Origin of the sequence: Pseudohongiella sp. O18, assembly GCF_021729085.1 — a bacterium.
Lineage (GTDB): Bacteria > Pseudomonadota > Gammaproteobacteria > Pseudomonadales > Pseudohongiellaceae > Pseudohongiella.
On sequence record NZ_JAJSAR010000001.1, the window covers coordinates 1485619 to 1500003 of the forward strand.

The 14385-nt window shown below is 55.7% G+C and carries 13 protein-coding genes; 11 read left to right on the top strand and 2 right to left on the bottom strand.

The annotated features are described in order from the left end of the window. Nucleotides 1–8 precede the first annotated feature (8 nt). Entirely contained in the window at nt 9–296 is a 288-nt protein-coding gene (gatC, locus tag LVD14_RS06535; protein ID WP_237133224.1) for an Asp-tRNA(Asn)/Glu-tRNA(Gln) amidotransferase subunit GatC, read from the bottom strand. Nucleotides 297–617: 321 nt separating this feature from the next. Between gatC and LVD14_RS06540 the strand changes: the two genes are divergently transcribed. The 11 genes from LVD14_RS06540 to mtnA all read left to right on the top strand — a co-directional run bounded on the left by LVD14_RS06540 (nt 618) and on the right by mtnA (nt 13932). Continuing rightward, a complete protein-coding gene (locus tag LVD14_RS06540) occupies nt 618–1658 on the top strand; it encodes a rod shape-determining protein (RefSeq protein ID WP_237133225.1) in 1041 nt (346 codons plus the stop codon). A 22-nt stretch (nt 1659–1680) separates the two neighbouring features. Continuing rightward, a complete protein-coding gene (gene mreC, locus LVD14_RS06545) occupies nt 1681–2847 on the top strand; it encodes a rod shape-determining protein MreC (protein ID WP_317622700.1) in 1167 nt (388 codons plus the stop codon). Continuing rightward, entirely contained in the window at nt 2844–3332 is a 489-nt protein-coding gene (gene mreD, locus LVD14_RS06550) for a rod shape-determining protein MreD (protein ID WP_237133227.1), read from the top strand. Before mreC ends, mreD begins: the two co-directional genes overlap by 4 nt. After that, complete coding sequence (locus LVD14_RS06555) at nt 3322–3987, top strand: Maf family protein (protein ID WP_411268257.1); 666 nt, start codon at nt 3322–3324, stop codon at nt 3985–3987. Before mreD ends, LVD14_RS06555 begins: the two co-directional genes overlap by 11 nt. A gap of 16 nt (nt 3988–4003) precedes the next feature. After that, nucleotides 4004–5491, top strand: a complete 1488-nt coding sequence (rng, locus tag LVD14_RS06560) for a ribonuclease G (RefSeq protein WP_237133228.1) — start codon at nt 4004–4006, stop codon at nt 5489–5491. A gap of 9 nt (nt 5492–5500) precedes the next feature. Next, nucleotides 5501–9598 carry a YhdP family protein gene (locus LVD14_RS06565; protein WP_237133229.1) on the top strand — a complete coding sequence of 1366 codons (4098 nt, stop codon included), beginning with the start codon at nt 5501–5503 and terminating at the stop codon, nt 9596–9598. A 27-nt stretch (nt 9599–9625) separates the two neighbouring features. After that, on the top strand, nt 9626–10495 hold the full coding sequence (locus tag LVD14_RS06570; RefSeq protein WP_237133230.1) for a carbon-nitrogen hydrolase family protein: 870 nt from the start codon (nt 9626–9628) through the stop codon (nt 10493–10495). Nucleotides 10496–10508: 13 nt separating this feature from the next. Continuing rightward, nucleotides 10509–11234, top strand: coding sequence for a DUF445 family protein (locus LVD14_RS06575; protein ID WP_237133231.1), 726 nt, complete (start codon nt 10509–10511; stop codon nt 11232–11234). Between the two features lie 268 nt (nt 11235–11502). Next, complete coding sequence (locus tag LVD14_RS06580; protein ID WP_237133232.1) at nt 11503–12087, top strand: TetR/AcrR family transcriptional regulator; 585 nt, start codon at nt 11503–11505, stop codon at nt 12085–12087. 201 nt (nt 12088–12288) lie between these two features. Next, nucleotides 12289–12702, top strand: a complete 414-nt coding sequence (locus LVD14_RS06585) for an ExbD/TolR family protein (RefSeq protein WP_237133233.1) — start codon at nt 12289–12291, stop codon at nt 12700–12702. Nucleotides 12703–12774: 72 nt separating this feature from the next. Beyond that, nucleotides 12775–13932, top strand: a complete 1158-nt coding sequence (mtnA, locus tag LVD14_RS06590; protein ID WP_237133234.1) for an S-methyl-5-thioribose-1-phosphate isomerase — start codon at nt 12775–12777, stop codon at nt 13930–13932. Nucleotides 13933–13967: 35 nt separating this feature from the next. On the opposite strand, the gene LVD14_RS06595 is transcribed toward mtnA, so the two are convergent. Continuing rightward, complete coding sequence (locus LVD14_RS06595) at nt 13968–14315, bottom strand: histidine triad nucleotide-binding protein (RefSeq protein ID WP_237133235.1); 348 nt, start codon at nt 14313–14315, stop codon at nt 13968–13970. Nucleotides 14316–14385: the final 70 nt, after the last annotated feature.

A 14385-nucleotide genomic window follows, 5' to 3' on the forward strand; every position in this document is an offset into this window, starting at 1 on the left:
CGTTGGCTTTACTCAATGACTTTGGGAACCAGGTACAGACCATTCTCTGTGGCAGGTGCGATCTGCTGCAGTCGATCCCGCTGATTGGTCTCGGTCACCTGGTCCGGCCGCAGCCGCTGGGTGGCATCGAACGGGTGCGCCATCGGAGTGACGGCGCTGGTGTCGATGCTTTGCATCTGGTCGATCATGGTGAGAATGTTGGAGATGCGACTGGTCACTTCATCGATGTCGGGCTGTTTGATTTGCAGTCTTGCCAGATGTGCAATTTTTTCCACATCAGTGTTGTCCAAAGCCATTCATGAACTCCCTTAGTGTGCGATAATGCGCGCTTTCCCGACGGCCGGGGATGACTGCAACGCGGGCATGTTTTGATACTTGCCCTATCATCAGAGCGTTGCTAGAGTGCATACCTTATTGCTGGAGAAACCGTGATTATACGGGATTTAGGCCGGTCTAGGGCAACAGTTTCCTTCCCCTGGAAGACGATCGTTCGCTGAACAAGCACTTTTGTATTGGCGCAGGAACTGTATTGGGATTTGTCTGTCTGCTCATTGAAGCTGGACAAGGGGTCCGGATTTCGGGCGGGTACGATTAGTATTGAGGTTAACAAAAGTTCAATGTTCAAAAAAATAAGGGGAATGTTTTCCAATGATCTGTCCATCGATCTTGGAACGGCCAACACACTGATTTACGTGCGCGGCGAAGGAATCGTTCTGAATGAACCGTCGGTGGTAGCAATCAGAAATCACAATGGCCAGAAAACAGTTACCGCTGTCGGCGCTGACGCCAAGCGTATGCTGGGTCGGACACCTGGCAACATCACAGCGATCAGACCCATGAAAGATGGTGTTATTGCCGACTTTCAGGTCACCGAAAAAATGCTCCAGCACTTCATCAGCAAAGTTCACGAAAACAGTTTCTTCCCGCCCAGCCCGCGTGTGCTGGTTTGCGTACCCTGTAAATCTACCCAGGTAGAACGACGAGCCATCCGGGAATCAGTTCTCAGCGCCGGCGCGCGTGAAGTCCGTTTGATCGAGGAGCCCATGGCAGCTGCCATCGGTGCAGGCCTGCCAGTTGAAAAGCCCAGTGGCTCCATGGTGGTGGATATCGGCGGTGGCACCACCGAGATTGCCATCATTTCTTTGAATGGTGTGGTCTACGCGGAATCGGTGCGGATCGGTGGCGATCGATTTGACGAGGCGATTATCACTCACGTTCGCCGCAATTACGGCAGTCTGATTGGTGATGCCACAGCAGAGCGCATCAAAAAGGAAATCGGCTGTGCCTATCCATCAGAGGGCATTCTGCGCGAAATCGACGTGCGTGGTCGCAACCTGGCCGAAGGCGTGCCGCGCAGTTTTACTCTGAACAGCGATGAAATCCTTGAAGCACTGCAGGAGCCGCTGTCAGCCATCGTGCAGGCAGTAAAAAGCGCGCTGGAACAGTCTCCTCCGGAACTGGCGTCCGATATCGCTGAGAGTGGTATGGTTCTGACTGGTGGTGGCGCGCTGCTTAAGGATCTGGACAAGCTGCTGGCCGAAGAAACCGGTCTGCCTGTCATTGTCGCTGATGACCCCTTGACCTGTGTGGCACGTGGGGGCGGCAAGGCAATGGAGTTGATGGACCTCAACGAGATGGATGCGCTGACCCTGGACTGATTGACAGACAGAGGTTCTGGCTATTAAACCCTTATTCACAAAAGGTGTATCGCTTGAATACCGCCTGGTAGCGTTTGTTCTGCTGGCGGTATTGGTCATGTTTGCGGATCGGCGCTACGACTATCTGGATAGATTCCGTTTTACCGTCGCCTATCTGAGTACACCCATCTACTGGGTTGCTGATATCCCCACCCGTGTTTCGCTGTGGATCGATGATGTTTTCGTTTCGCAGCGGGATCTGATCGAAGAAAATGCCCAACTGCGCCAGGAACTGCTGTTTGCCCAGCGTGAACTGCAATTGCTGGCGGGCCTGGCTAGCGAAAACAGCCGTCTGCGTGATCTGCAGGCAGCATCGCAGACCGTGCAGGGGCGAGCAGTCACCGCTGAAATCATCAATGTATCCAACGACCCTGGCGCGCGGCGTGTACTGATCAACCGTGGCGCCCATAATGGCGTGTTCGAGGGTCAGGCTGTGCTGGATGCTCATGGTCTGATGGGCCAGGTGGTAGAAGTGCTGCCTTTTACCAGCTGGGTCCTCCTGATCACCGACTCCCGCCATGGCACACCAGTTCAGGTAAATCGCAATGGTGAACGCGCCATAGCCCGCGGCAGCCGCAGTGATGTGGCCGGCCTGGAACTGGAATTTGTTCCTGATACAGCTGATATTGTGGTGGGTGACCTGTTGGTCAGCTCCGGACTGGGGCAGCGTTTCCCTAAAGACTATCCGGTGGCCGAAGTCACCAGTGTTGTTCATGACCCGGGTCAGGCGTTTGCCGTCATCAGGGCCCGCCCGCTGGCGCAGATGGACAGAACACGGCATGTGATGCTGGTGATTCCCGACGACGAGGTGATCAGTAGCGTGCCAGTTCCGGATGATTTTCTGGGCGCGGGCCCCGGTGAACTGCCGGTCACCGAAGAGGTGTCAGAGCCCACAGTCAGCACGAATTCAGGCAACGATATCGAGGCTGAGCGTGACACTGTGCCAGACGATAATGCCCTGCTGGTGCGGGATGCGGATGAGCAGGAAACAGATATGCCAACTGCCGGCCAGCAAAGTGCCGATACAGAAGCTGCTGTGACCGACAGTGTGAATACAGAAGGTACAGAAACAGCAGTTGAAAGCGCAGAGGCCGATGAAACAGTGATGCCTGAGGAAGACGGGCCCGGACCAGGGGAGGATCTGCCATGACGCCAAGAGCTAATGGAATCTGGGTGATCATCCTGAGTTTTCTGGTCGCCTATCTGCTGGAGATCGTCCCGTTCCCCGAATGGGCCATGCATTACCGGCCTGCCTGGGTGGCCATGGTACTGATTTACTGGGTGATGGCCATCCCGTACCGGGTTGGCATCGCGACCGCCTGGTTTGCCGGGGCGTTTCTGGACATTCTGGAAGGGTCCCTGCTTGGCATGAACGCACTGACCTTTGCGCTGCTTGCATACATCACACTGAGCCTGCATCAACGGCTGCGCATGTTCTCCGCCCTGCAGCAAAGCGGCATGATTCTGGCACTTGTCGGCCTGAGCATGATGCTGAGCTACTGGATCAAAATAGGACTTGAGGAATCCAGCGAAGGCAGCCTGCTGTTCCTGCTCGGAGCCCTGTCCAGTGCTTTCATCTGGCCGTGGCTGTTTGTAATGCTGCGGCACCTGCGACGTGGTTTTGATGTCCACTAGCCCCAACAACGCATTGTCAGAGGACGGGCTGGTCGACCTTGTTCTGGCATCGGCCTCGCCGCGTCGCCGCCAGCTGCTGGAGCAACTCGGCGTGAAGTTTCGGGTGCTGGCTGCCGACATCGACGAAACTGCACTTGCCGGTGAATCTCCGACAGACTATGTATCCCGGCTGGCTCGCCAGAAAGCGTCGGCTGTTGCCGCATTACTGGCAGATGGCGCCGAAGCGGAGACGCATCTGCCTGTCATGGGGGCTGATACTATTGTTGTGCTGGGCCAGCGATTGCTGGGCAAGCCGGTTGACGGGGCGGATGCGGCACAAATGCTGGGCAGCCTGGCCGGGCGCGAGCATCAGGTTATTACCGCAGTCTGCCTGATGGACAGAGAGCGTCACAATATTGCGGTGGTCAGCACGGATGTAGCCTTCAGGGCAATGAGCGGAGACGACATCGAGGCCTATGTGGCGACGGGCGAACCCTTTGGCAAGGCCGGTGCCTACGCGATACAGGGCCTGGCAGCGGCGTTTGTGGAGCGTCTGTGCGGTAGTTACACGGGCGTGGTCGGCCTGCCGCTGTATGAGACTTCCCAGTTGCTCGCTGACTACGCAGTGCCTACTGAATTGAATCGCCACACCCTGCGCAGTCAAGCTCGCAGCTGAGTTGCGGAGACGGATCTTGAGTGAAGAAATATTAATCAACGTAACGCCCCGGGAGACCCGGCTGGCGCTCATCGAAAACGGTCTGTTGCAGGAAATATTTCTGGAGCGCCGCAGTCGCAGTGGTTTTGTCGGAGATATCTACCTCGGCAAGGTTGTGCGTGTCATGCCAGGCATGGAGGCGGCGTTTGTTGATATCGGACTGGAGCGGGCCGCATTTCTTCACAATGCTGATATCGCCCCGATTGGTGCCGATGGGCTTGAGGTACGCGAAGAACACCCGGTTGCCATTCAGGCACACTTGCATGAAGGACAGATGATTGTTGTCCAGGTAGCCAAAGACCCCATAGGCACCAAAGGTGCCAGGCTGACAACGCATCTGACCCTGCCATCACGCCACCTTGTTTACTTGCCGCGTAACCGGCATATCGGCATTTCGCAGCGTCTTGAAAGCGAAGAAGAGCGCGAAAGACTGCAACAGGTTCTCCACGCCTGCATAGCCGAGGAACACGGCGATGAGTCCGAACCCAGGGGAGGGTTCATTATTCGCACCGCTGCCGAGGGCGCGACTGAAAGCGAGCTGCGTGAAGATATCCGTTTCCTGTACAAGCTTTGGGCAGCGGTTGAACGCCGCATCGGACGCAGCAAGGAAGTCCGTGTACTGTACCGTGACCTGCCATTGTATCTGCGGGCTGTGCGCGATCTGATTGCGCCGAATATTGAAAAAATCCGCGTCGATACGCAGGAGGCCTTTGATGAAATCCGCGAGTTCATCAACGACTTCATGCCTGAATACCGGGACCGGGTAGAGCTTTATCGTGGTGAGCGACCGATATTCGATCTCTACGGTATTGATGATGAAATCGAAAAGGCGCTGGGTCGTCAGGTCAGGCTCAAGTCAGGCGGTGATCTGATTATCGATCAGACCGAGGCGATGACAACCATCGACGTCAACACGGGGGGGTACCTGGGCAGCCGCAACCATGCCGAGACTGTGTTGAAGACGAATCTGGAAGCGGCAACAGCCATCGCCCGGCAGCTGCGTATCCGCAACCTCGGCGGTATCATCATTCTTGATTTCATTGATATGGAAGATCCAGAACACCAGCGGCAGGTACTGCGTACCTTGACCAAAGCGCTGGAAAAGGATCATGCCAGAACCATGGTAACGGCAATATCGGAGCTGGGTCTGGTAGAGATGACGCGCAAGCGCACGCGGGAAAGTCTTGGTCAGGTGCTGTGCAGCCCCTGTCCGGTTTGTGAGGGCAGAGGACGAATCAAGACAGCAGAAACGATCTGCTACGAGATATTCCGTGAGATTGTGCGAGTTGCGCGGGTCTATGAAAATGATGAGTTGCTGGTCATGGCATCGCAAACGGTTGTTGACCGGTTGTTGGATGAGGAGTCAAGTACGCTTGCCGATCTGGAAGTAATCACCGGGAAAACCATCAGATTCGAGGTGGAACCGATGTATACTCAGGAACAATATGATGTCGTACTGTATTGATGGATATTCATGATCTGGCAGATCACACGATCGATTGGTCGCATCGGCCTGCGCCTGGCGTTCTGGTCTTTGCTGACCCTGCTGGTCCTCATGGCGCTCTATGTCAGTCTGGGACGGCAGCTGGTACCGATGGTCAGCGACTATCAGGAGCAGATAGAAGAGCGCCTGTCGCAGATGCTGGATGCCAGCGTCAAAATGGACGCCATCCATGGTGAATGGCACCGGCTGAGCCCACGCTTTGTTATTGAAGGCCTGCAGATTAATGGCCGCCAGGCTGATCTCGATGCCCTGCCGCCCGCACTGCGTCTGGAACGTGTGGACGTATTCGCCGATGTACCAGCCAGTCTGTTGGCGCGCCGCCTGATTATTGCGTCGGCGGCCATAGAGCAGCTCCACCTTAATTTCGCGCAGTCGGAAAGCGGCCGCTGGCAGCTTGCCGGACTCGGTGAGGCCGCCGTACCCCCACAGATCAATCCCGAGCAGCTGTTTCAGTGGATGACTGCGCTGGCACGTTTCCGCCTCGATGACACACAAATCAGTTTTCGTCCGTTCCGCGGTGACGAACTGGTCATGGCCGATGCGCGCATCGAATTTCAGAGCCAGGGTGGTCAGCACCAACTGATACTGTCGGCTTTTCCTGAGATGGCCAGCGATGAGCTGAGGCTCTCTGCGGACTTGACGGGCGATTCAGTAGCCAGTCTGCAGGGACACGTTTACCTCAATGCTCCACCCGCGGAGTATGCAGAACTGCTGGCCTCACTGGATCTCTCACGGGCCGGAGGCGGGCGGCTTGAATTGTCGGGCCTGCAACTGTTTGGCGAATTCTGGCTGGATATTCAGCAGGGGAATCTGCAGGGGCTGACCTGGCGAGGCGGCGGCAATGCTTCGCTGAGTGTCTGGGATGACAGCCAGACCATGGTCGAGCAGGTAACGATTGACGAACTGGACGTTGACTGGCTGAAGTATTACCAGGCGCCTGATGATAGCTGGTACCTGCAGTTCGAGGGACTCGAGTTTGCCTATGACGGAGGCCGCTGGCCGGATGGTGGTCTGACACTGGACTATCTGCCTGGTCAGCAGATTCGCCTGCACATGGACGCGCTTGATACTGGCCTGGCCAGTCGCCTGATGCTGGCGCTGTTGCCCGCCGGTACCATTCGGCAGGAGCTGGATACCTTCAATCCACGTGGCCAGTTACGCAATATTGTGATGAGTGCTCAGCCCGCAAGCGACGGGCAATGGGTCGGTGCATTCAGCAGCAATATCCGGGAGGGAGCCATCAGCGCGCATCGTGGTGTGCCAGCTTTCTGGGGTGTGGACGGTTACGCCGAGGTAGACTTTGATACGTCCGCACGCGTGATTGATGGTTTTGTCGAAGTGGCGGGTAAGGATATGTCGATGCAGATCCCGCGCCTGTTTGATGATGTCTGGCAGTACTCTCAAGTAAATGGTCGCGTCAACGTTCATGTCGATTACCAGGACGCCATGCAGATGCGCCTTGCCAGCAGCGTAGTGGTTGTCGAATCTCCCCATTTGAATGCACGGGCGCAATTTGCCCTGGATGTGAATGAGACAGCCGATAGATTTATCAATCTGGAGTTGATGGTAGGTGCTCTGGAAGCGGATGTAAGCCGCAAGTCGCTGTATTTGCCCATGGCTGCCGGCGCACCACGCTCTGCCCAGGGCGTACTTTCCTGGGTCGACGACGCTGTGATTGCTGGCAGTGGCGCCGGCAGTGGTTTCATATTTCGTGGTCATGTGGACGGCGGGGCACTGCCAGCCGAGCGCACCATGCAGATGTTCTACCGGGTGGCGGACGGTGAATTGAAGTTCGACCCTGAATGGCCGGCTCTGGAGCAGGTCAGTGGCACTGTGACGGTTAGCGACGGTGAGGTTTATGTGCTTGCCGAAGCTGGTCAGAGCATGGGCATCGACTTCCAGCAGACGGAAGCGTCTGTCCAGCAGAACCCCGGCGGCGGCAGCTGGCTGACGGTCAGTGGCACTGGCCGTGGCACAGCCGATCAGGGCTTGCAGTACCTTGCCCGGACACCTGTTACCCGCGATGTCGCCCAGTATCTGAGTGGATGGCAGGCGCAGGGCAGTGCTGACTTCACACTCTCCCTGGTAATCCCGTTGTTCATAGAAGGTGTAGAGCCGGAAGTGCAGCTGGATATGCAGTTTGCCGACAACGCGCTTTACATTCCCCAGTATGAACTGACCGCCTCAGATCTGTCGGGGCAATTGCATTACTCTGCGCACAGCGGTTTGAGCTCGACAGATATGTCTGGCGTGGTAATGGGGCGCGAAACGGATTTCGAGATCCTGTCGGCGGACAGTGAGCAGGGTATTGGCAACACACAGATCAATGTCACCGGCCGCTCCAGTGTTGAGGCCTTGCTTGACTGGCCCGGTCTGCCAGGGTTTTTGCGGCCCATACTCATCAAAACCACCGGTGAGTTTGAACACCAGACCCAGCTGCGGCTGGGACAGGCGCCGGAGCTCTCGGTCCGTACGGCGCTTGATGATGTCGCCTTCGCGTATCCAGCGCCATTCAGTAAGGCGGCTGGCGAGGCTTTGCCGCTTGATCTAAGACTGACATTCGCAGCCAGTAACCCGGATATCGTCTTGACTCTGGGTGACAGGTTGCAGATGCGGCTTACAGGTGGTGAACCTGACAGCGCCTATAGCGGATTGATTTACCTGGGCAGTACGGGCAATGGCATGCAGGTACGACGCCTCAACCCGGGTGCACCTGGTCTGGAGGTATTGGGCGAGATTGCAGTCTTTGATCTTGAAGCCTGGCAACTGGCGATCAGTGAAATGATGACAGACTCGCGTAACCTGGCTGGTGTCGGCAGCATGGGTGGACTGTCCGCAATCACAGGCACCGCCGGGGTGCGAGTCGGGGAACTGCTGGCGTTTGACGAGCGATTTACCAACGTCAATCTGTCACTCAATAAAACGAATCAGGACTGGCGCTTTGGTTTTGACAGTGAGGCGCTGGCCGGAAACCTGGTCATTCCCGGTGGTAGCGATCAGCTCTGGAATATTGACCTTGATCGCCTGCAGCTGGACTACGAAGTATTCGACGAACCGGAAAGTGCGGAGCCAGAGTTGGTGGCAGCTGTCGATAGCGAGGTCGCGAGCAGTCAGGCAAATGTGGAGCTGGATCTCGAAGAGCTGCCAGCTGTAGAGTTTGAACTGCCCCGTGAAGACCCGCTGGCTGCCTTTGACCCGCGGACTCTGCCACCGATGCGATTGTCGATAGACGAGCTGATTCTTGGCGAGGCTGATTTCGGCAGCTGGTCGTTCGAGTTGATTCCGGATGCTGCGGGCGCGCTGTTTCGAAATCTGCAGTTGAATGTTCGCGGGCTGTCTATCGGAACCGAAGAGGAGCCGGCTGAGTTTCGCTGGATCTATGATGGACAGCAGCATCGCAGTGCGCTGAATGGCATCGTCACTGCTCAGAATCTGGCGCCGGTGCTCAGCTCTTTTGGATATGCGCCCAGTCTGGAAAGTCAGACGGCTCGTTTCAACACGCGGTTACACTGGGATGGCAGTCCTGCGTATTTCTCGGCACTGGGTCTCAATGGTGATATCGACCTGCAGGTGCAAAACGGTCGTTTCCGGCAGCGTGCCGGCGTCGCCAACAGCGCGCTGCGCCTGATCAGTATTATTAATTTTGATGCCATCATGCGTCGCCTCCGCTTTAGCGGCGACCTGGCACGTACAGGCTTGTCTTATGACGAAATTACCGGCCAGATCAGTCTGCGAGATGGTATCGTCACCATCGAGGATCGTTTGCAGATTATCGGTCCAGCCAGTCTGTTTCAGCTGGAAGGGACGGTAGATCTGGCCGCCGAGACCATTGATGCTGATTTGTATATTACCCTGCCGGTTAGCGATAATATTCCCTGGCTGGGCGGGCTGGCCGTACTTAACAACCTGATCAACTGGCAAATGGCGGTAGGTGTCTTCATTTTCGACCGTATCTTTGGTGACCAGGTCGACAATCTCACCAGTGCGCACTATACACTTGAGGGCCCCTGGGAGGGACTGGAGCCGCGTCTCTACCAGGTGTTTACCGATGCAGATTCGGACGATTGATCTTCAATTGAGCAAAGAGAACGACTCATGCAGCAGAATGATGTTGAAACCAGCAAGCCGGTTGTTGCCGCTATCCAGATGGTCAGTGGTGGCGACATCCAGAAAAATGTCAGGGACGCTGAGCGGCTGATTGATCAGGCCGCCGGGCGAGGTGCAGCGCTGATCGTGCTGCCAGAAAATTTTGCAGTGCTCGACGGTGGGCCGCTGGCCCGTTTTGCCGAGCGTGAAGGGGACTACGATGCTTTGCTGCAGGGCATGCTGTCGCGCAAAGCGCGTGAGCATGGTGTTTATCTGGTTGGTGGCACGGTACCACTGATCACACGGCCTGCGCCCGAAGGCGTCGAGCCGGAAGTGCTGAGCGATGGTCGGGTGCGCCCAGCCAGTCTGCTGTTTGACCCGGACGGTCGACTGATGGCGCGTTACGACAAAATACATCTGTTTGATGTTGAGGTCAGTGATCGCCAGGCGCGATATGCCGAATCTGACAGCTTTGAGCCGGGTGATCAGGTCGTGGTCGCGGAAACGCCGGTAGCCCGTCTGGGGCTGACGATCTGTTACGATCTGCGCTTTCCTGAACTTTACCGCGAACTGTTTAATGAGCAGGTTGAGCTAATCACAGTACCAGCCGCCTTCACCAAGGTTACTGGCCAGGCGCATTGGGAAGTGCTGTTGCGGGCACGAGCTATCGAAAACCAGTGTTATGTCATAGGCGCAGGGCAGGGTGGTGTGCATAACGAGACGCGTGAAACCTTCGGGCACAGCATGATCATCGATCCATGGGGACGTGTGCTCGATACTTTGCCAGGTGGTGAGGGGGTAGTCAGTGCCGCGCTGGATCTTGATCAGTTGCACGAATTGCGTCGCAAAATGCCCATTCGCGATCATCGCAAGTTTTAATAACGGAAGAACTATGAGTAAAGGAAGCATAACCAATCTTGCTGCATTAACGCTTGTGCTGCTGGGACTCGTGGCACCCCAGGCCATTGCTCCATACCTGATGAGCAGTGGCCTGTTCGCTTTGTCGGGTGCGGTAACCAACTCACTGGCAATCCATATGCTTTTCGAGAAAGTGCCCGGCCTGTATGGGTCAGGTGTCATCAGCCTGCATTTTGAGACAATCAAAACCAAGCTGCGCGAAATGATCATGGATCAGTTTTTCAGTCCAGACAGTCTTGATCGCTTCTTCGATGCCTCAGCGCTGATGCAGGAAGGTATTCACAACATGATGCCTTCCATGATTGATGAGGTGGATTTTGATCGGGCATTTGATTCGCTGGTAGAGGCCATCATGGCATCCTCCATGGGCAGTATGCTTGGCTTTGTGGGCGGTCCAAAGGCATTGGAGACATTGCGGCAGCCATTCGCCGACCGGATGCGTGACGCGCTGTATGACTTTGTGGAGTCGCCCCAGTTCCATGACGCTGTTGCTAAACGCCTGGACGATCTGGCACACAGTGATGATGTGATGGCGCGAATTGAACTGTTGATCGATAACAGGCTTCAGGAGCTGACACCCGCTCAGGTCAAAGAACTGGTGCAGCGAATGATCAAAGAGCATCTGGGCTGGCTGGTTGTCTGGGGCGGAGTCATTGGTGGTGCCCTGGGGCTGGTCGTCGCACTGGTGACCAATCTGTAGTGATGACAGCACGTCTTTTCAGCAGGCTGTCTGCTGGCTTGCGCCGCCAGTCTGCTTTGTGAGATTGGCACCAGTCAGTTTAGAGAACGCTTGTTCCCAAGCACCTGTGAAAGTGCCCTCAGGATACTGACACAATTGTGTTAAGCCAGTGTCAAAATTGAATTTTTTCGGAACAATTGTGGCATTTTGTATCAATAGATGTAAAAAGAAAAACCTATCGTCTAGAATCCGCCCAGCAATTCAATCTGACGAGAGTGTGTGATTTATTATGGCAAGACCGGTAGAGTTCGTTTACGAAGATGTATTGACCAATGCCATGGAGCAATTCTGGAGAGAGGGCTTTGAAGCAAGCTCGGTTCAGAAGCTGCTGGATGTCACTGGAATCAATCGTGGTACTTTGTACAACTCCTTTGGTGATAAGGACACATTCTTCAAGTCCTGTCTGGAGCACTACAATAAGCTGGTAGACAAAGAACTGGCAGCGACGCTCAACAATGAAGAGCTTGCACCCTGGGCAGCGATCGAGAAGTATTTTGATGTAACAGTGCTGGCAACCACCAACAAGCGTCGGTCCATGGGCTGCCTGCTGGTGAATTCCTTCTGTGAAAGCATCAATTACAACAAAGACATCCAGAAGCTGGTCAAGGCTTACTACAGCAACATCCGCAAGGCGCTGCTGAAGCGCCTGAAAGACGCTGAGAAAGCGGGCGAGCTGAACAAGTCTGCCAATGCTGAACTGGCCACCGATGTGCTGATGAATGCACTCAGTGGGCTTCGCGTGCATTCCCGTGAGGGTAAGCCTGCCAAGCAGCTGGGCGAAATCATCAAGTTCACGATCAGCTCACTGCGCTGATTCTGTATCAGGCCTGCCGTTGTGTAGTGCGGCGGCAGGCTCGCAATAATTCTTAAATCCGTCCGCCTTATCTGTTGTCGTCACCGTCATATCAGGTATACTTAGGGCAATGATGGATATGCAGCAAACTGCTTGTTGTCCTGCAAATCGTAATAAAAACAACTGGTTAAGCAATTAATCAAACGATACTGGTAGCATATAATGAAAAAACTGGCTGGAGAACGTAAAAAAGACGAAAGCAATGTCGACCTCACCCCGATGCTCGACGTGGTATTCATCCTGTTGATCTTCTTCGTGGTAACGGCAACATTCCTGTCAGAGCAGGCAATTGATGCGGCCAGTAACGAGAACAACGAGACTCCGCCCGAACAGAATGACGATCTGAAAAACATTCTGGTCGAGCTTAGCCAGAACAATGAGATTCGTTTCAATGGTGAGCCACGTGCCGTTCTGCCCAGTCAGATCCGTGCGAACATTGACCGTCTGAAAGCCGAGAACCCCTCAGCATCAGTGATCATCCAGCCAGATAACCGTTCCAACGTCGAGACCATGGTTATGGTAATGGATGCGGCGAGACAGGCCGGCATCTACAATATTTCGGTTGTTGAGCCCTGATGGCCGGCTGACAATCCAGAATAGTCGACAAAACGCACCTCCGGGTGCGTTTTTGGTTTATAGGAGTCCAACATGTCCGCGCTCAGTGCTGTTCCGGCCGAGAATATGCGTACTTTGTGGTTTGACGAGTCAGATCAGAAAGTTTGTTTCATCGATCAGACGCATCTGCCTCATCAGCTGATCATCCGCACCCTGGACTCCCTCTCAGACGCTGTAAGCGCAATTGTCGACATGCAGGTGAGAGGCGCCCCACTGATCGGCATTACCGCCGCCTTCGGTCTCTGGCGAGCTCTGCAGCAGGACCCCGAAGACCTGGAGTCCAGCAGCAAGACACTGCTGGCGACCCGGCCGACGGCCATCAATCTGCACTGGGCCCTGTCTCGCATGGTAAACGGACTGCGTGATGTGCCCGCCGCGCAGCGCGCCCCAAGGGCATTGGTGCTGGCCAGGGCTCTGCTGGCGGAAGACGCAGCAGCCTGCGGCGCAATAGGGGATCATGGCTATCGGATTCTGCAGGACCTGCTGGCGGCGAAACGTCAGCGTGACGGCGACCAGGCGGTGCTCAATATTCTGACACACTGCAACGCCGGCTGGCTGGCCACGGGCGGATGGGGAACGGCCCTGGCACCCATTTACAAAGCCCATCTCGCTGGCTTGCCAGTTCATGTCTGGGTCGATGAAACACGGCCCCGCAATCAGGGAGCATCCCTGACAACCTGGGAGCTGGCCCGTAGTGGCGTGCCACACACTCTCATCGTCGATAATGCCGGTGGCCATCTGATGCAGCATGCACAGGTTGATGTCTGTCTGGTGGGCAGCGACCGCACCACCGCGCAAGGCGATGTATGCAACAAGATTGGCACGTACCTGAAAGCCCTGGCCGCTTTCGACAATCAGGTGCCCTTCTATGTGGCTCTGCCATCTTCGACCATTGATTTTGAATGTGTGGATGGCGTTCGGGAAATACCTATTGAAGAGCGCAGTGCCGACGAAGTCAGGCAGGTGCAGGGTGCGCTGGCAGGCGAATCCCAGTCAGGGCAGGTGAGCGTTCAGAAGGTTGCCATTACACCCGCCTCCACAGCAGTCAGCAACTACGGCTTTGACGTTACTCCCGCACGCCTGGTTTCCGGCCTGATCACGGAGCTCGGCGTCTTTGATGCAAGCCGTGCCGGTTTGATGTCGATCAGGGAGCAACTGGACATCGAGTCTGGCGTTGCTGAGAGCGCCTGAGCCGGGCGGCACATCAGGCGGTGCTGTTCACCTGATCAGCCTGGCGGCCATTGCATCTGTCTCCCGCCCAGAATGTGCAGGTGCAAATGATGGACAGTCTGACCGCCATCGTCTCCAGTATTGATGACCAGCCGATAGCCGCCCTCACTCAGACCTTCTTCTTTTGCGATACGGCGTGCCGCCAGCAGCAGACTTCCCATCAGCTCGCAATCACCGTCCTCTGCGTCGGCCACACTGGCGATATGTTTGCGAGGAATGACGAGAATATGTGTTGGAGCGACCGGGCTTATGTCGCGAAAAGCATAGACATGTTCATCCTGGTAAACCCGGGTGCTGGGAATTTCACCGGCGATGATTCGACAGAACAGGCACTGACTTGTCATTGTGCTGCTTCCTCCCTAAACTGACGCAGAATTATCAGGCAAGCTAGCTGTGCAGGAGCCAGAACATAGC